This is a genomic window from Streptomyces durhamensis (assembly GCF_000725475.1).
Classification (GTDB): domain Bacteria; phylum Actinomycetota; class Actinomycetes; order Streptomycetales; family Streptomycetaceae; genus Streptomyces; species Streptomyces filipinensis.
Window position 1 is genome coordinate 274,999 of record NZ_JNXR01000004.1, and the last position, 18,145, is coordinate 293,143.

Annotated in this window: 12 protein-coding genes; 2 read left to right on the forward strand and 10 right to left on the reverse strand. The window is 72.5% G+C overall.

Going from position 1 to position 18,145, the window contains the following annotated elements; all coding sequences use genetic code 11:
• Positions 1 to 81: 81 nt before the first annotated feature.
• The 5 genes from IO33_RS0107305 to IO33_RS0107325 are packed head-to-tail and all read right to left on the reverse strand — an operon-like array spanning position 82 to position 7,445.
• The gene (locus IO33_RS0107305) at positions 82 to 2,616 is read right to left on the reverse strand and encodes an acyl-CoA reductase (protein WP_031161563.1); all 2,535 of its coding nucleotides are present in this window, start codon (positions 2,614 to 2,616) and stop codon (positions 82 to 84) included.
• Positions 2,613 to 3,779 (reverse strand): LuxE/PaaK family acyltransferase, encoded by a 1,167-nt coding sequence (locus IO33_RS0107310; RefSeq protein WP_031161565.1) that lies wholly within the window; start codon positions 3,777 to 3,779, stop codon positions 2,613 to 2,615. Before IO33_RS0107310 ends, IO33_RS0107305 begins: the two co-directional genes overlap by 4 nt.
• Entirely contained in the window at positions 3,776 to 4,912 is a 1,137-nt protein-coding gene (locus IO33_RS0107315; protein WP_031161567.1) for a GNAT family N-acetyltransferase, read from the reverse strand. Before IO33_RS0107315 ends, IO33_RS0107310 begins: the two co-directional genes overlap by 4 nt.
• Positions 4,909 to 6,186 carry an MFS transporter gene (locus IO33_RS0107320; RefSeq protein WP_245235727.1) on the reverse strand — a complete coding sequence of 426 codons (1,278 nt, stop codon included), beginning with the start codon at positions 6,184 to 6,186 and terminating at the stop codon, positions 4,909 to 4,911. The genes IO33_RS0107315 and IO33_RS0107320 overlap by 4 nt, the downstream gene beginning before the upstream one ends.
• Positions 6,183 to 7,445: a phenylacetate--CoA ligase family protein gene (locus IO33_RS0107325; RefSeq protein ID WP_031161572.1), complete on the reverse strand. Its 1,263-nt coding sequence runs from the start codon at positions 7,443 to 7,445 to the stop codon at positions 6,183 to 6,185. The genes IO33_RS0107320 and IO33_RS0107325 overlap by 4 nt, the downstream gene beginning before the upstream one ends.
• A gap of 433 nt (positions 7,446 to 7,878) precedes the next feature.
• Between IO33_RS0107325 and IO33_RS0107330 the strand changes: the two genes are divergently transcribed.
• Positions 7,879 to 8,724, forward strand: a complete 846-nt coding sequence (locus IO33_RS0107330) for a DUF1206 domain-containing protein (RefSeq protein ID WP_209438821.1) — start codon at positions 7,879 to 7,881, stop codon at positions 8,722 to 8,724.
• 159 nt (positions 8,725 to 8,883) lie between these two features.
• On the opposite strand, the gene IO33_RS0107335 is transcribed toward IO33_RS0107330, so the two are convergent.
• The 4 genes from IO33_RS0107335 to IO33_RS0107350 form a co-directional block, all read right to left on the reverse strand.
• Positions 8,884 to 12,816 (reverse strand): non-ribosomal peptide synthetase, encoded by a 3,933-nt coding sequence (locus IO33_RS0107335; protein WP_167349439.1) that lies wholly within the window; start codon positions 12,814 to 12,816, stop codon positions 8,884 to 8,886.
• 696 nt (positions 12,817 to 13,512) lie between these two features.
• On the reverse strand, positions 13,513 to 13,998 hold the full coding sequence (locus tag IO33_RS54440; RefSeq protein ID WP_280921755.1) for an urea transporter: 486 nt from the start codon (positions 13,996 to 13,998) through the stop codon (positions 13,513 to 13,515).
• Positions 13,977 to 14,474 (reverse strand): urea transporter, encoded by a 498-nt coding sequence (locus tag IO33_RS54445; RefSeq protein WP_280921756.1) that lies wholly within the window; start codon positions 14,472 to 14,474, stop codon positions 13,977 to 13,979. The genes IO33_RS54440 and IO33_RS54445 overlap by 22 nt, the downstream gene beginning before the upstream one ends.
• A gap of 186 nt (positions 14,475 to 14,660) precedes the next feature.
• Positions 14,661 to 15,278, reverse strand: coding sequence for an O-methyltransferase (locus tag IO33_RS0107350; protein ID WP_031161581.1), 618 nt, complete (start codon positions 15,276 to 15,278; stop codon positions 14,661 to 14,663).
• A 186-nt stretch (positions 15,279 to 15,464) separates the two neighbouring features.
• On the opposite strand from IO33_RS0107350, the gene IO33_RS0107355 reads away from it, so the two are divergent.
• On the forward strand, positions 15,465 to 16,694 hold the full coding sequence (locus tag IO33_RS0107355; RefSeq protein ID WP_031161583.1) for a cytochrome P450 family protein: 1,230 nt from the start codon (positions 15,465 to 15,467) through the stop codon (positions 16,692 to 16,694).
• Positions 16,695 to 16,732: 38 nt separating this feature from the next.
• Here the strand turns inward: IO33_RS0107355 and IO33_RS0107360 are convergent, their stop codons facing one another.
• Entirely contained in the window at positions 16,733 to 18,142 is a 1,410-nt protein-coding gene (locus IO33_RS0107360) for an FAD-dependent oxidoreductase (protein ID WP_051926501.1), read from the reverse strand.
• Positions 18,143 to 18,145: the final 3 nt, after the last annotated feature.

Genomic DNA, 18,145 nt, shown 5'->3' on the forward strand with positions numbered 1-18,145 from the left:
CGGTGCACGCCGGCGCTGCCCGGGGTACACCGGCAGCGCCGCGGGCGGCGGCACCCAGGACCGCCGCCCGCGGCATCGCGGCTAGCGCACGTCGATGACCGTGCGCAGTTTGCCGCTGGTCGCGGTGCGCTCGAACGCGTCCCGCCGGACCGTCTGCACGGCGAGGGACAGCAGCCCCTCCGCCCGCGCCGAGGCGATTTCCGCCACCTCGGCGGTGAGAGCGGCCAGGGCGGCCTCGGGGTCGGGGGCGTACTCCTCGTCGAGCCGGACCGTCAGCCGTTCCCGGCCGCCGCCCGGGGCCACCACCAGCTGCGCCTCGCCGTGATAGCCGAGCCGTTCCTCCAACGCCCGGACTATGCGCCGGTAGTTGACGAAGTACGTGCCCACACGCACGACGTCGCCGTAGCGCCCGAGCAGTTCCAGCCGAGGGACCTGGCTGCCGCACGCGCACGGACCCGGCACCGCCCGTCCCAGGTCACCGATCTCGTAGCGCTCCAGCCGCTGGCCGGCCCGCGCCAGGGAGGTGAACACCAGCCGCCCGGGCTCGCCCGGCGCCACCGGCCGGTCCTCGTTCGGGTCGAGGATCTCCAGCGAGTGCAGGTCGGTCAGCACATGGTGGACCGAGCCGTCGCAGGACGCGCACTGGTAGCCCAGCGGTCCCAGGTCGGTGCTCCCGTACGCCGCGGAACGGATCACCTCCACCCCGAAGTCGTCGGTGAGCACCCTGCGTTGTTCGGCGGTGAAGTGCTCGCCGCCGTAGAAGACCTTGCGGATGCCGCCGTGGGCGCGGAACCGGTCGGCCTCGGCGTGGAACAGCTGCCACAGGTAGGACGGCATGCCGAAGACGGTGTCCGCCCGGTGGGCGACCAGCGCTTCGGCCACCGAGGCGTGGTCCGGGCCCGCGGCGATCGGGAGTTGGGTGGCGTTCAGGCGTTCCAGGATGGAGAAGAAGCTGATGAAGCTCCCGTACATCCCTCCGCAGTAGAACAGGTTGGCCGCCCGGTCGCGGGCCGGGTCGAAGCCCGCGGTGAGCAGTCCGTGCGCAGCGGCGCGCATCTGGTTGTCGTAGTCGTCGCAGGTGAACACCGACAGAGCGGGTGCGCCCGTGGAGCCTCCGCTGCGGAAGTACAGGTGCGCGTGGCGTGGGTCCAGGGCGGCGAGCGCGTGCTGTACGCCCTCCTTGCCCAGCAGCGGCGCGTCCGGCGCGGGGGGCAGCACCGGTGGCGCCACCAGGTCGTCCAGGCAGGCCACCGTACGGAAGCCCGCGTCCGCGGCGCGCACGCTCACCCGGCGGCTGTAGCGTTGCAACGCGTAGACACCGTCATGCGGTTCGCCCTCGTAGCTCTCCAGCATGGAGCCGACCGGGGTGACGCGCGTGACGCCCGCCGCGAACAGCGCGCGGGACAGGGCGGCCACGTCGGCGCGGTCGCCGCCGATCGCCGCGGTCTGCAGATAGCGGCGCATGGGGCGCAGGGTCGCGGTGACCGCGTGCCGGGGCAGGGGCTTCACCCAGACGGTGCGGTACAGCGGGGAGGCGTCGAGCGCGGACCGGGTGTCGGCCAGCACCCGCCAGGAACCGTCCTCGGCGGCGAACACTCGGGTCAGGCCCAGGTGCTGTTCGAGCCGGGCGAGCTGCTGCACGGTGGTGATCTCCGCCTGCTCGGCCGGGCCGGGCGAGGTGGACGCCGGTCGCGCGCCGGACGCCTTCGCGAGGCGGTCGGCGAACCGCGCGGCGAACGCGAAGAGTTCCCCGGTGCCGTCGGCCCCCTCGGTGTCGAGGTAGACGACCTGCGGGCTGGAACACGCCTGCTGTTCGAGCTGGCAGACGTCCTCGGCGAGCGCGTCGAGGACGCCGTCGTCGGACGCGGCGGGCCCGGTCAGGTAGGCGAAGGAGATCCGGTGGCCCCACTCGACCACCCGGCAGCCGGGCGGCGCCAGTTCGCCCGCCGCGCGCACCGCGTCCTCGCCGCCCCACACCGCGATCGCGTCGGCCGGCCCGCACAGTGCCTCCAGCCACGCGCGGCGCGAGGACGAAAAGCGCAGGGCGATGACGCGTTCGGCGATCAGTCCGGAGGGATCGGCGGCGCCGATCGCGGCGAGCAGACCCAGCGCGAGCGGCGAATCCGAACTGCTGGTCTTCAGTACATTGAGGTTGCCGGCCAGCAGGCCCTCCACGACGCTCAGCGGTGCCACGGCCGAGGCGTTGCCCGGCGCGATGTGGACCAGCAGGCCGACCGGTGCCCAGGCCTCGTACACCGTCGCGCGGGCGTCCGGCCGGGTCAGCCGCTCCGGGCGCAGGCCGCCCAGTTCCCGCCGCAGCTTGCGTTCCAGAGCCTCCCGGGTGAGGGCGCCGGCCAGCTCGGCCAGGACGGCCGCGGCCTCGTCGGCGGGCAGGTGCCCCGCCAGGCGGCCGTACAGGGCGGAAGCCGGATCACCCAGGTCCCGGCTGACCACGGCGCAGGCGCCGAGCACCACGTCGGTGGGCAGCGGACGCGTCAGGATCCGCCCGGCGGTCTCGGACAGCCCGGCGAGCCGCCGGCCGGCCTCTTCGTCGTCGACGAACTCCCCCTGCCAGAGGTGGAGTACGGGGTGGTGCGCGGATACGGATGCGGTCACGACATTCCCTTCATCAGTTCGGCGGCGGCCACCGCGCAGCTGCGGTTGCGGCTCACCCCGGCCCGGCCGTGCACGGTGAACCAGTCGGTGGGCAGCGGGCAGGGGCAGGCGTCGCCCGGGTGCAGCGACGCGAGGTCGCCCATCACCACGCTGTGCGCGGGCACGGAGGTGATGTAAGGACTGACCAGGTGCAGAAAGCCCCGTTCCCCGTAGGGCAGCGGGCGCAGCGTCCCCGTGTCGCGCACCGCCGCACGCGACCACACCGGCACATGCAGCCGGTGGTGCGCACACTCGATGTACGGCACACAGTGCTCGACCGAGCCGAAGGTGTCGCGCACGCGGTCCCCCGGCACGCCGAGGAGTTCGGTGACCTCGGCGTAGAACGCCTCCTTGCCGATCTGCCGGTCGGCGTGGCCCTTCCACCCGCCGCCGAGCACCACCAGCGATCCCTCGGGCAGCGTGAGCGGCGGCAGGCCCATCGCCCGCATCCGCTCCAGGGTGAAGTACAGGAACGCGGGGAAGCCCAGGATGCGGACCGGTACGTCGTCCTCGGCGTAGCGCCGGAGCGCCGCGATGCAGCCGTGCACGTCGAACTCGTGGCCGCTGCCGGTGTGCCGCAGTGCGTGCGTGGTGTGCCGGGCGGGGGCGAAATCGCACAGGTAGTTGTCGGTGAACGACGTGCCCAGTTTCAGTGAGGGCGCCGGCTCGTAGCTGTACAGCAGGTAGTTCACCGGCTGCTCGGGGGTGATCCAGCCGTAGTGGTCGAAGATCCGGGCCACCATGCGCTGCGCCGAGCGGATGGTCCACTCGTCGAAGAACATCTGCGACTTCTGGCCTGTGGTGCCCGAGGACGTCAGGTGCAGGAACACCTCCTCGCGCGGGACGGAGAGCACCTCGTGACGCTTGAAGAAGGCGGCGGGCACCAGCGGGGTGCGCACCCCTGCGCCGACGGTGGGCGCGGGCGTCTCGGCCGGGTCCTGGAGCAGGGCGGCGAAGAACGGGGAGCGGCGGGCGTGCCAGGCGTTGGTCTGAGCCATGGCGGCGGCGAACAGCTCGTCGGTGACGGGGCCGTCGGCGTACGGCTCCGCCAGGTCGCACAGCCGTTGTACATGGCCGAGCGCCGCCGGGTCGGGAACCTCGACGGGAGCGAGATGGGGTTTCATCGGGACACCTCGGGAAGGGGCAGGTAGGTGGCGGTCCAGGCACTCAGGTAGGCGCCGAGGTACGGCTGGAGCAGCGGGCTGACCGCGGTGCTGCGGAAGTCGATCTGACGGCTGGTCCGTGAGAGCACCACGTAGTCGTGGAGCCGGTCGTGGATGCGGCGCATCGCCGGGTAGACCGCGCTCGGGACGAATCCCGAGGCGAGGAACACCTCCAGGGCCTCGGTGTCGGCCAGCGGCAGCAGCGCCTCGGCGTAGTCCGCGCCGGCCCGGGTGACCGCGGCCATCAGCGCTTCCAGGGCCCCGGCCACCGCGGCCGGACGCGGATGGACGGCGACGAGCGCACAGCTTCCCGCCACGGCGTCGAGGTCGGCGTACGCCTCGAAGCTGCCGTCGGCGGCGACCAGGAGCGCGTTGGGCGTGTGCAGCGGGAAGAAGCGGTCGTCGGCCTGCGGGAACAACTCCAGGAAGCGGCGCCGCACGAAGGCCGGGGCGGTGATCAGCTCGATCGGCTCGGCACCGGTGGCCGTGCCCACCGCGCGGCGGGAGGGGACCTGCCGGGTGCCGCCGCAGTCGATGCCGACACCGGCGGACACGGCGGACAGCAGCGGCGCCAGCCGTTCGGGCACGCTCGTCACCGTCTCGCGGTGTTCCAGCACACCGTCGGCGTATCGGGCGAACAGCGCGAGGGTCTCGCACCCCTCGACCTCGACGGCGTTCGGCAACAGGCCCAGCGGCCGGAAGCCGTTGCGTACGACCACGTGCTGCGGACCCTCGGTGACCAGGCGGACGGTGGCGTACACCGAGTCGAGGCGGCCCGTGCCGAAGGCCTCCTCGCACACCGCACCGGTCAGCCGGGAGGCCAGCCCGCCGCCGCGATGGCCGGGGTGCACGGCGAGGCCGACGAGCTTGCCGATGCGGCTGCCCGGTTCGGTCACCACGACGACGGAGCCCACCAGCGCGCCGCCACGGGTGCGGGCGGTGAGCCAGTGCGCGGTGCCGTCGCCGATCAGCCGGTGCATGACCACCGGGTCGCTGCCGAGCGGCACCGGATAGCCGTGCCCGTACACCTCGAAGTACAACTGCCGCAGTTCGGCGATGTCCTGGACGGAGGCGGCGGTAAGGACGGCGGTCACGACGCCACTCCCGTCGGCTCCGGTACGACGGGTGTCCGCGGGGCTTCGGCGTCGGACCGGCGGCCCAGCCACCACAGCGCCAGCGCCACCGGTACGAGACCCGCGCCCTGGACCAGGCAGAGCGCACGGGCCGCCAGGTGGTCGCCCAGCGCGCCGAAGACGAGGGAGGACACGGGGAAGGTGGCACCCAGCAGCGCCTGCATGACCGCGAAGAATCCCGGCTTGTCGGCGGCGGGCACCAGTCGCTGGAACAGTGCGACGAACCGCACACCGATCACACCGACGCACCAGCCGGCGACGGCCATCGAGACGACGGCCGACGCGGACCCGGCGAACAGCCCCGGAAGGCCGAGGGCGGCGGCCATCACGGCGAGACACACACTGCCGACGGCGACCGGACGGCCGGGCAGCCGCCCGCCGCTGAAGGATCCGACCAGCGTGCCCACGCCGAGCGCCGCCTCCAGCGAGGACACGGTCGAGCCGGTCGCGTGCAGCACCTGCCGGGTGTACAGCGGCATCACGACGTAGACGGCCGTGGTGAAGACGTTGGCGGCGGCGAAACAGACCAGCACCCGACGGATGAAGGGCAGCCCTGCCAGGACCTGGCGCAGCGTACGGCGTGCCGGAGACGGCCCGTCGGCGGCTCCGGACACGGGGGAGGTCCGGGGGAAGCGGGCGGAGCCGACCAGCAGGGCGGCGAGCAGGTACGCGGCGGCGCACGCGGCGATGACGGCGGCCAGTGAGCCCGCGTCGACGACGAGCGGGCCGAGCAGCCCCCCGCACAGCCCGGCGACGGACTGGGTCGACAGCTCGAATCCGGTGGCCGACTCGATGTCGGCGTCCTCGACGAGCTCCGGCACCGAGGTGGTCAGACAGGGATCGAACACCGCCTGGCAGGCGGCCAGCGCGGGCCCGATCGCGTAGGCGGCGGCCCCCGGCAGCATTCCGGCGTGCGCCAGGACGGCCGCCGTGCCCGCCATCAGGCCCGCGACGGCGGCCGCGCCGGCCAGCACCGTGCGGTGCGCGTAACGCGCGACGATACGCGCGACGAGCGGGGCGAGGGCGACCGCAGGCAGGGTGCTCCCCATGAGGAACAGGCCCGAGGCGAGGCCGCGGTGGGCACCGCCGGCGAAGCCGACGAGCCACCAGACCGCGCCGACCTGGAACATTCTGCTCGCCGCCTGGGTGAGGAGCTGACCGGCCCAGACCCGGCCGAAGGACGGATTGCGCAGGACGAGGGGCAGGCGCCGCACACGCGCGGGTGCCGCGCTCACGAGTGGGGCCGTTCGTCGACGACGCGGACGAGCTTGCCCGAGCGGGAGTTGACCGCGAGGTCCCGGTGCCGCACCCATGCGACGGTCAGCGGGTTCACATACCCGTCGGCGGTCGCGGTCGCGTAGAAGGGGCGTTGGGCGAGGAGCGCGGCCACGACGGACTCGCCCAGCCCGGCATGGTTCCGGCCCGGATCGGCGACCGCGAGCCGCAGCACCAGCCCGTCGCGGCCGTCCCGCCGCTGTACGACGAGCTGCAGGCCGGTCACCTCGCCGGATACGTCGGCGGCCTTGACGATGTCGTGGACGTCCTCCGTGTACAGGGAGACGGGACCGACCCGTACGCCCTCCTCGGCGCGGCCCAGGATGCGGAAGATCCCGGCGTCCCGGTCGACCCACTCGGCCCGGTCGCCCGCCGGATAGCGGAGCACCGGCATGAGCCGCCGGCGCAGGTCGGTGACGACGAGCCGCCCCGGTACGCCTGCCTCCTCGACGGGCCGGTCGGTCTCGTCGCAGAGGATCTCGACCACCGTGTAGGGGGTGAACGCGCGGTGCACGCGCGGGTCATCGCCCGGTACGGCCTCGCCGAGGAGCCCGGCGTCCACACTCGCGTATCCCAGGGAGCGTGGCTCGGCGTTCGGGAACGCGGCCCGGAGCAACGGGAGTTGGTCGCCGAAGAGGCATTCCCCGCCGAAGAACAGCAGCTCCACGTCCGGCAGTGTGCGGCTGGCGCCGCTGAGGCGCTCGGCGAGCGAGCACAGCGTGGTCGGTGTACCGGCGACCACCTGGACCCGGAACTCCTCCAGGGTCGCCGCGGTGGACTCCCAGGGTGCCGCGCCGCCGATGGGCAGGCGGACGTTGGCCACGGGCGAGCGGTGCAGCGAGTCGAGGACGAAGCTGAAACTGGCGTACAGGTCACCCGCGTAGAAGAGATCCGCCACCCGGTGACCGGGCCGCAGCCCCGCACGGACCAGCCCGGCACCGAACGCGGCCGTGAACTCCCGCCACTCCGTGCGGGTGTAGTAGGAGAACTTCGGCGATCCGGTGGTCCCGCCGCTGCGGAAGACGACCGCTTCGTCCAGTGGCGCGGTCAGCAGCCGGTTGTCGCGGGGCGAATTGGCCCGCCAGAAGTCGGCCTGGGGTACCACCGGAAGGTCCGTGAGCCCGGTGATGCGCTCGGGAAGCCGGGCGTAGAGCTCACGATAGAAAGGCGAGTTGTTGCGGGCGAAACATATGAGTTCCGCAAAAGGTTGAACGGGCATCAATTCCTGCTCGAAGGCGTGAATGCCGGCGCGTCATATCACCGGCGAGGTACGACGGAGCCGGTGCCCTATGGCGGGTCGGACCGTGTCGTCGAGGATGTGAAAGAGCGACGCTCCCGTGGAGAACGGGGCGTCCGGTGCACCAGGATATCTCACTATGCGGGACGGACTTGCGCTAACCAGCCATGTGAACAAAGGGGTTGACGGCTCGTGGACGTACGGGGGAGCCCCTCGGTTCCTCGGGATGCGGAGACGGTGGTCACACCAGGTCGGCCGTGCATAACATCTCGTTGGATGCTCCTGAAGGGCGCCTTATGGAAAACGGTTGGCGAGGCGCGACGAAAATGCGGCCGGAACACGACTCAGGTCCTTGCAGGATTCCGGCCGAGAGCCGCCGAGGTGTCACACCCGGAACCCGGGGCATCGGCGATATATGGATGCACAGTCATGGGCACTGCGGGGGCGGGGCCGTGCGCGCCGCGCGGCGCACGGTACGGCGATGGCCGTGGCGGCTCGGGCGGGATTCGCCGCCCGCGGACTCATCTACGTTCTCGTGGGTCTGATCGCCCTGGAGATCGCCTTCGGCCGGGACGGGGGCGGGCGGCAGGCCGACCGGGGCGGTGCCCTGGAGGAACTGGCCGGCAGGCCCTTCGGGGCTGCGGCGCTGACGACCGTGGGTGCCGCGCTCGCCGGCATGGCGCTGTGGCGGCTGTCGGAGGCGGTGTTCGGCGCGGCGGGACCGAACGGTGCCAAGCCGTCCAAGCGTGCGGCGGCGGCCGGCCGGTGCGTCTTCTACGTGTTCGCGTGCTCCTCGGTGCTGTCCTACGCGGCCGGGGACCGGGGCAGCGGCAGCGGGTCCTCCGACCGGCGCACCGACGATGTCACCGCCATGGCCCTGAGATGGCCGGGCGGCCCGTGGCTGGTGGGCGTCGCCGGTGCCGCTGTGGTGGTCACCGGGCTGGTGATCTCGATACGGGCCCTGCGCAGGAAGTTCCGGCAGACCCTGCGCACCGGCGCCATGTCGCCGCGGACCCGGCGGATCACCGACCTGCTCGGCGTGAGCGGCGGTGTGGCGCGGGGTGTCGTCTTCGCCGGGGCCGGTGTGTTCGCCGTCGCCGCGGCCGTCCGGCACCGGCCCGGCGAGGCCAAGGGCATGGATGACACGCTGCGTGCCTTCCGTGATCTGCCGGCCGGTCCGGCGGTGCTCGCCGTGATCGCGCTCGGCCTGGCCGCGTTCGGCGTCTTCTCATGGTGCAGCGCGCGCTGGCGCACACTCTGAGGCGGCCGGTCGGCGATCGGTCCAGAGCGTGCGCGGGTTGAGCCGTCAGCGTCCGGTCCGTGTCACCGGCCCAGGGGGCGCGCACCACCGCCCACACCGAGGAGGTGGTGGTGCGCACGCTGGAACGTCACGGAGGGGCGCCGGCCCCGCGCTGCACCGTCATACGGCGTGCGCGTCGGCGGCAGCCAGCAGCGCGGCAAGGTGTGCGGGCCGGTCCTTGACGAAGTAGTGGCCGGCGCCGGGAAGCACCGACAGGCTCGTGTGGTGCGCGTACCGTCCCCAGCCGAGGTAGCCGTCCTCGTACCCCGCGGTGGCCGGGTCCGCGTCTCCGACGACGACGTGGACCGGGGTGCGCAGCTTCTCCCACCGGTCCACGGCCTCGATCTGGAAGGCCGCTCCCTCCACCATCGCATGGCGGACCAGCTTCAGGACGCGCCGCAGATCCCCGGCATCGAGGACGCCGTTGAAACCACCCAGGGACCGCAGATAGGCGTACAGCGCGTCATCGGTCTGCGCTTCGAGCGCGGCCAGGGAGCGGCGGGGGTCAGGGTCCGGCAGGGCCGCCGCCAGGTGGACGGTCCGCGGGGCGCTGTCCCGGTCCTCCAGTTCCCGTGCCGTGAGCATGGTGAGTGCGGTGCCGACGCAGTGTCCGTACAGGGCGAACGGGCCGCTCACGGTGTCGGTGATCTCCTCGGCGAGGCGCTTGGCCGCTTCCCGCAGCGCCGGACCGTCCTGGGCGGGCAGGGCCGGATCGTGCCCGGGGAGCGCGACGGCGCGCAGTTCCACGTCCGGGGGCAGGCAGGTGGCGAGCTGCTGGAACGCGGTGGCGCTCCCGCCCCCGTAGGGGATGCAGATCAGGGACAGCCGCGGCGTCGCGGGCCCGGCCGGTGTCAGGGTGTGCAGCCAGCGCTCCACCGTGGATTCCCGGGCCGTCGTGCGCAGGTGCGCGGCGAGACGGCGAGGCGTGGGGTGCTTGAAGACGTCGATCGCCGACGCGTGATGGCCGATGTCCCGCGCGGCCCTGACCGCTTTGAAGGAGTCGCCGCCCAGGTCGAAGAAGTCGTCGTCGATGCCGATGTCGCCCGGGGCCGTACCGGCGAGCACCAGGCTCCATGCCCGGGCGATCTGCCGCTCGAGCGGATCCCTGGCCGGTGTCGGGGTCCGGGAGATAGCAGGGGCGGGCGCCGGGAGGGCGGCACGGTCCAGCTTTCCGTGCGCGGTCAACGGGAACGCGTCCATGACGACGACGGAGGCGGGCACCATGTAGCCCGGGAGGGTGTCCTTGAGGGCGGTGCGTAACGCCCCGGACGCGGGGGAAGCGCCGCGGGCCGGTACCGCGTAGGCCCTGAGGACCGCGTCACCGACGGCGTCGGTGCTCACGAGGGCCCGGGCGTCGGCGACCTCGGGCAGTGCCTTCAGCGCGGCTTCGATCTCACCCAGTTCGATGCGGAAGCCGCGGACCTTGACCTGGTCGTCCGCGCGCCCCCGGTACTCGAGCAGGCCGTCCGGCAGCCAGCGGGCGAGGTCCCCGGTCCGGTACAGGCGCGCCCCGGGTGGGCCGAAGGGGTGCGGCAGGAACCGCTGTTCCGTCAGCTCGGGCCGGTGGAGATAGCCGTCCGTCACCTGGTCCCCGCCCACGTAGATCTCGCCGGTGATCCCGGCCGGGACCGGACGCAGGGCACGGTCGAGGACGTACACCTCCACATTCGGCAGGCCGACTCCGATGACGCTGCCGGGGTCGTCCGCCACCAGCTTCGCGGTGAGGGGCAGATGGGTGGTGTGGACGGTGGTTTCGGTGATCCCGTACATGTTGACCAGGCGGGGCGCCTCGTCGGTGTGCCGCTCGTACCAGGGGGCGAGCCGCCCCAGGTCCAGGGCTTCGCCTCCGAAAATCACGTAGCGCAGCGCGAGTTCTTCCGCCAGATCCGGAGCGTCCTGTTCCGCCTGCATGAGCTGGTGGAACGCCGACGGTGTCTGGTTGAGAACCGTCACCCTTTCTGTGGTGAGCAGCGCGAGGAAGGCTTCGGGGGACCGGGCCACCGCTCCGGGGACGACCACGAGCCGTCCGCCGTGCAGCAGCGCCCCCCAGATCTCCCAGACGGAGAAGTCGAACGCGTAGGAGTGGAACAGGGTCCACACGTCGTCCGGGCCGAAGCCGAAGAGACCCCGGGTGGAGGAGAGCAGGCTCATCACGTTGCGGTGCGTCACCACCACGCCCTTGGGCGTGCCGGTGGACCCGGACGTGTAGATCACATAGGCCGGGTGCGTGCCGGCGAGGGGAGCCGTGCGCTCGGTGTCCTGGACGTCGTGTGAGGGGTACGAGGCGAGCGCCGCGCGGGTGCGGGGGTCGTCGAGCAGGAGACGCGGGCGACCGTCGTCGGGCAGGCGCGCGGCCAGCGCGCGGGTGGTGACGAGGAGTTGGGGCCGGGCGTCACCGAGGATGTGGGTGATGCGGTCGGACGGATAGTCGGGGTCGACCGGGATGTAGGCCGCACCCGACTTCAGGACGGCGAGGAGGGCCATGACGAGGTCGGGCGAGCGGGGCAGGGCGAGGGCCACGTGGCGGTGCGGGCCGGCCCCGGCTTCCGTCAGGCGGCGTGCGAGCTGGTTGGCCCGGGCGTTGAGCTCCCCGTAACTCAGCCCTGTTCCTTCGCATGTCACCGCGGTGCGCTCCGGGAACCGGCGGGCCTGGGCTTCGAACGCCCCGGGCAGGACGCCCGGGTCGGTCGCGACGGTGCCGCCGGAACGGGCCCAGCTCAGCAACTGCCGTCGCTCTGCCGGGTCCAGGATGTCGATGTCATCCACAGCGCGCTCGGGCTCGGTCACGAAGGTGTCGAGAACGGTCAGGTAGCGCTGGAGGTGTCCGGCGAGTTCGGCGGAGGTGTACCGGTCCGGATTGGCGTTGAGCACGAGGCGCAGGCCGCCCTCGCGGGGGATCACGGCGAGCGTGAGGTCTTCCACCGGCCCGGTGGCCAGGGCGTGCGAGACCGCGGTGGCGTCACCGAAGGCCAGGTCGTAGTCGAAGGGCATCAGGTTGATGTGCGGCCCGCACAGTGCGCCGCCGTCGTGCAGGAGGCCGAGGTCCCGGCGGATGTCCTCATAGCGGTGACGCTGGTGCTTGAGGGCGAGCCGGGTCTGGGCGACGACGTGCCGGACGAGCTCGGACAGCGTCATGCCGGGGGAGACGGTCAGGCGCAGCGGGACGAGGTTGGACACCATGCCGGGGGTGCGCTGCGCGGCCGGTGTCCTGCGCGCGGTCACCGGCAGGCCGAGGACGATGTCGTCCGCTCCGGTGACGCGGTGGGTGTACGCGGCGAGCGCGGCGATCAACAGGCCGTTCCAGTGGGAGCGCAAGGAGCGTGCCGCGGTACGCAGCCGGGCGAAGTCCGGTTCCGGGAGATGGTGGGTGTCGTGCAGGCAGCTGTGGGCCATGGCCGCTCTCCGCTCGGAGAGGGACGGCACACGCTCCACGCCCGACATCGTCGCCCGCCAGAACTCCCGGTCGGTCTCTGCGGCGGGTGAGGCCTGGTAGTCGGCGTCGTCGCGCACCAGGTCCTGGAGCTGTCCGAAGTCGGCGGGGGCGGGTTCCCGGCCGGACGTGACATCCGAGTAGAGGTCGGCTACCCGCCGGGCGATGAGCGAGTGGGAGAATCCGTCCATGACGAGGTGATGGAACTTCTGGTACCACATGTGTCTGTCCCCGCCGAGGGACAGGAGGGTCTCCGTGAACAGGGGTCCGCTGTATATGTCGACCGGGGTGGCCAGGTCGTCGCGCATCCATTGTTCGGCAGCGGCCTGCGGGTCGGAGGCCGTGCTCAGATCGAGGAGCGCGACGGGGATGTCCTCGGGTACGTCGACGATCTGCCAGGGGCCTGTGCCGTCCTCCCCGCACCGGATGTGCAGGCACCGTGCCTCGGCCAGGGCGCGGCGCACCGCGCCGCGCAGCGCCTCGACGTCGACAGGGCCGTTGATCTCGACGTATTCAGCCGTGATGTAGGTCGGGTTCGTCGGGGCGAGTCGCTGGGCGAACCAGATCCCGTGCTGTCCGGCGGTCAGGGGCAGCCGCATCGGGTGCGGGGCTTGCTCGGGCATGCCGTCCTCTCCCATTCCTTCTCTTCCGTCGTCGGGTCACCTGGGCACGACACTCGGGGGCGGAGGCGGAGAAACGGTGTGGTGCAGAATGCCATGGCCCCGGTGCGGCGAGACCGTGGCGAACCGGCCGTGGAATTCCTCGCTTTACGGCCGGAAACTGTTCGAATCACGCTAGTGGCGCCCGGCGTCGAACGGCCAGATGCACAATTCACGAGAGTGGATTAATTCTGCGCGGTGACGTCGAACGTCACGACGGCGGATTCTTCGGCTCCCCTCTTGAGCCGTCGCCGAAAGCCCTGCCGTGCGACACCGAAGGCGGCCAGTAGGTCGGCGATGTATTTCCTCATGGTCGGCGGGTGCGGCGTCGACCCGGCGCGGTGCAGCCAGCCCCAGGCAGGCCGCATACGTCATGCTCGCGAAATGCCGGGCCTGATCAGCGGGACGGCCCAGTTCGGCGACGGCCGCCTCGATGATCGCCGGCCGTCGCCGGGTGACCCGCTCCACGACCGGATCGGCCGACTCGGTCAGCAGCCGCAGGGCCAGTGGTCCGCGCCCTGCGGTGCCGTCATGGCATGGCGTACGAGCACCCGCAGCGGTTCAGCAGGGTCGCTGACCGCCGCGAGCGGAACAACCGTCACCTCTACAACCCGTACGGAACTGAGTGCGGGTACCGCCGGCGGCCGAGCCGGATCTCGGTCAGCCGGAGCCGATCCGCCCCGCGTGGGGCTGCCCGGCCGCAGCGCAACGGGTCGGCGGTCCGGGCCGTTCCGCGGCGGGATCCTGGCGGCCGGTCACGCGGGGGAAGGAGCGGGCGGCGATCAGGAAGCCCAGAGTCGTCAGCACGAACGGCCAGGTGAGCGGGTGGCCGCCGGACGGGGCGAGCAGATGGGCGAGGGTCGGAGTGATGGTCGTCGCCGTCGCGGCGCCCAGCAGCGCGTACAACAGCGTCGCCGGGGTGGGGGACAGGAACACCCCGCAGAGGGCCAGCGCGACGAGCACCGCGTTGTAGCCCATCGTCCCGTCGGCGATCCGTGCGGCCGGCGCGCCGAGCGCCCAGGCCGTCAGGATGCCTGTGGCACTGCCGGCGCAGGCCACCCACCCTGCCGCCCGGCTCGCCAGGAAGAGGCCCGCGAGCAGCAGCGCCCCCGCGTGCCACTGGTTCAGGAAGAAGACCTGGGCCACGTTGCGGAAGAACGCCGCCACCACGTCGGCCGGTGCCAGCAGGGTGGATCCGGAGGCGGCGCGGCGCCGCCGGCGTCCTGAGGCCAGATCCGCCCGAACGCGGGCGCGGCCACGGTGATCGCGCCCGCCAGCAGACAGTAGGGGGTGGTCAGCGCCGGCAGGGCCCACAGGTGCAGGAGCCGCACAACGGCCGCCGCGACGACGGTGACCACGACGCAGGCCGCGGCGGCGAGCAGTGCCGTGGACAGCCTGCCCGCGTCCAGGAACACCGCGCAGCAGAGCGCGGTCAGGCAGGAGTTGAAGCCCTCCAGCCCCGCTCGCACCCGGTCGCGGGCCACCCCCAGCAGATGCGCGGTGCCGGTACCGAGGACGGCGCCCCCCACGGCGTAGGCGCCGTACCGCCAGTCCGCCGTCAGCAGCGCGAGGGCGAAGACGGCGCCTGCCCAAGCGCTGTCGAGGAACACGACCTGGGCCACGCCGCGCAGCACGAACACCCCGAAACCCGGACCGCCGCGCGAAGACTGCCGGCGAGGACGCCTCGACGCCTGCCCGCCCGACCTCTCCCCGGACGCCTCACCACGACCGAGCACCCGCACCCGCACCTGGCGCCACATACCCCACCCCACAACCAGACTCTTCCGCTTCGCGGCATTATATTTCCGCTATACGACATAGTCTCGGTCGTCCGGCAGTCGGATCCCGACGATCACGCTGAGGTCTGCTGCGAGGCGCAGTTCAGTGGCTCGCAGCTCCGGGTGCTCCAGCCAGTGCAGCCGGGCCTGGTCGGGTACGCCGGCGAAGCGGGGTGGCCATGTGGTGGCCGGGGTGAAGTCGTCGATCACGACCGTGCCGCCCGGGCCGAGCAGGCGCGCCGGGTCCGCGGTCCCGTCGCCCTTGGCCTGGCCTCCGCCGTCCAGCACGAGCAGGTCGTAGGGGCCGTGGTCTTCGATGCGCCGCCAGTCGCCGTGGAGGACCTCGACATGGTCGCGGCCTCGGAAGACGTCCGCGGCGATGCGCGCGCGTTCAGCGTCCCGCTCGACGCTGATCAGCCGGGTGCCCGGACGGGCGCCCGAGGCCAGCCAGGCAAGGCCGACACCGCAGCCCGTCCCGGTCTCGGCGATGCGGTGCGGTGCGCCCGCGGCGAGCACCTGCAGCAGCCGTCCCTGTTCGGGCCTGCAGGAGTACGCGAACCCGTGCCCGCGCGCCGCCTCGACGGCCCGTCGGACCAGCGCAGGCAGTGCGTCGTCGTCCCGGTGGGCGTCGGTCCCCCGCAGCGACATGCCGAGCATTATGGCGACCTCACCAGCCGGTCGGGCGGATCGAGCAGCCGGCGTCGGGGCGCGGGACGGCGCGGGGGTGCGGTCGGCGAGGAGGGCGATGACCGCTGCCGTATCGGACAATCTGGGTGTACGCCCTTGGACGTCACACAGCTGCACGTGTCGGTCGACGCATGGCCGGGAGGCATGATGAGCCAGCAGCCGGTCCTTCTCCCGTACGACGACCCCGCCTTCGTTGCGGACCCCTTCCCGCTGTACCGACAGCTCCGTGAGGACGGCCCGGTCCGGCGCGCGGTCATCGCCGGCGGCCTGGACGCCTGGCTGGTCACCCGCTACGAGGACGGGCTGGCCGCCCTGTCCGACCCCCGGCTGAGCAGCGATGTCCGCGACGCCTCGGACCCCCGCCTCATCGCCCAGCTGCCCGAGTTCGAGCGCGAATCGATGATGAGCAACATGCTGCGTTCCGACCCGCCCGACCACACCCGGCTGCGCCGCCTGGTGTCGAAGGCGTTCACCGCGCGCCGGGTCGCCGACCTGCGGCCCCGAGTCCAGGAGATCACCGACCGGCTGCTCGACGCGGTGCTGCCGGCCGGCCGGGCCGAACTCGTGGCGGACTTCGCGCTGCCGCTGCCGGTCACCGTCATCAGCGAGCTGCTCGGCATTCCGGTGGACGACCGGCACGACTTCCAGCGGTGGACCGACGCGATGATCGTGCGCGGCGAGAGGATGCCCGACCCGGCCGTCGTCAACGAGGCGTGGCTGCGGATGCGCGCATACGTGACCAAGCACCTGGAGACCAAGCGGGCCCGGCCCGGGGACGACCTCCTCAGCGCGCTGGTCAGCGCCCACGACGAGGAACAGCGGCTGAACCACGACGAGCTGATCGCCATGACCTTCCTGCTGCTGGTGGCCGGGTACATCACGACGGTCAACCTGATCGGCGGCGGCATCGCCGCGCTGCTCGCCAACCCCGACCAGCTCACCCTGCTGCGGGAACGTCCGGAACTGCTGCCCGACGCGATCGAGGAGTTCCTCCGCTACGACGGCCCCGTCAGCCCGGGCATCGCCCGTTTCGCACGCGAAGACGTCGAGATCGCGGGCGTGACCGTCCCCCGTGGGGCGACGGTGCTGGTCGCCTCCGCGATCGCCGACCGGGATCCGGCTCGGTTCGCCGACCCCGACAGGCTGGACATCACCCGGCAGGACAACGGCCATCTGGCCTTCGGACACGGCATCCACTACTGCCTCGGGGCGCCACTGGCCCGGCTGGAGGGCCGGGTCGCCATCGGAACGGCACTGCGCCGGCTGCCGGGCCTGGCCCTGGCCGTGCCGCCGGCCGAGCTGAGCTGGCGGCCCGGCGGTCTGCGCGGCCCGGTGCGGCTTCCGGTCACGTTCACCCCGGCCCACCGGGCGGGCTGACCCCGGGAGGCGAGGCGAGGACGGTCCGGCGGGTGGGGTCAGCGGAGGCTTGCACCCTGTGCGCGGAGTGCTCGCTGGACCGCGGCCGCCGGGATGTCCCTGGGCTGCCGGCCCCGGGTTGCCGCGAGGGCCGCACAGACGCCCGCCGCCTGCCCGGTGGCCATCGAGATCGGCATCACGCGGTAGGAGGAGTGCGCCACGTGGTCGCCGGAGATGCAGCGGCCCGCGACCAGAACCCGGTCCAGGCCGCGGGGGAGGAGACAGCGCAGGGGGATGTCGTAGGACTCGCCGCGCGGCAGCCGCTTGAGCGTGGTGCCGCGCCCGCTCGGATTGTGGATGTCCACCGGGTAGGCGCCCCGCGCGACGGCGTCGTCGAACGTGCGCGCCGTGAGCACGTCGTCGCCGGTCAGGTGGTACTCGCCCAGGATCCGGCGCGTCTCACGGACCCCGACCTGGACGCCGCTCTGGACCACGTAGGAGTCGGCGAAACCCGGCACACGGTCGCGCAGGAAGCGGGCGATCTGCGCCATCTGGCGGTGCGCCGTGAACTCCGCGCGGGTGAGGTCCCAGACGCTCGTGCCGAGCACTTCGGTGACCCGGGTGGAGTTCACCGCCACCTCGCCGGCGTTCGGGGTGGCGAAGAAGAGCATGTCCTCGCGGGGCAGGTCCAGCTCCCCGGCGTCCGTGGCGGCACGGACCAGGTCCCACAGCCCGTGCACCCCCTTCCACTGGTCGGGGTGGGCGCGGGCGTAGGCGGTGAACTCCTCGTGGTCGAAGCGAACCATGCGGAACATCAGCGTCATGGGCTGTGTCCAGCCGTCCTCGGGCCGTCCGACCTCGTACGCCGCCCCGGCCGCCGCCGCGATGTCCCCGTCCCCGGTGCAGTCGACGATCACGTCGGCGTCCATGACGAGCGGGCCCGACTTGGTCTCGAACACCGCACGGGCGCGGTCGGACAGGCTGAGGACGTCGGAGGCGAAGGCGTGCAGGAGCGTCCGCACCTCATGGGTCTCCAGCAGCTCGTAGGCCACCAGCTTGAACAGCTCCGCGTCGAAGGGCACGGTGTAGCCGGTCTCCGGTGAGGGACGGATCGCCGCGCCCGCGCGCACGAGCTGGTCGAGGAGCACCCACAGCACACCGCCGACGACCGGCTCGCCCTCGCCGTGGTCGGGCGGCAGCAGGCGGGCGGTGTCGCCGGCCACGGCCTGCTTGACCTCGTTGTGGAAGCTCATCAGCGGCATCACCAGTGCCGCGGTGGCGTTGCCGCCGAGGAACCCGTAGCGCTCGACGAGGACCACCTCGGCGCCCGCGTTCGCGGCGCCGAGCGCCGCGCCGATGCCGGCCGGCCCGCCGCCGATCACCAGCACCTGGGTGGATCCCGCATGCAGGGCCTGACGCGGCGGAAGCTCCACCTTCCTGGGGATGCGAGGCGGCGTCAGATAGGACACGGT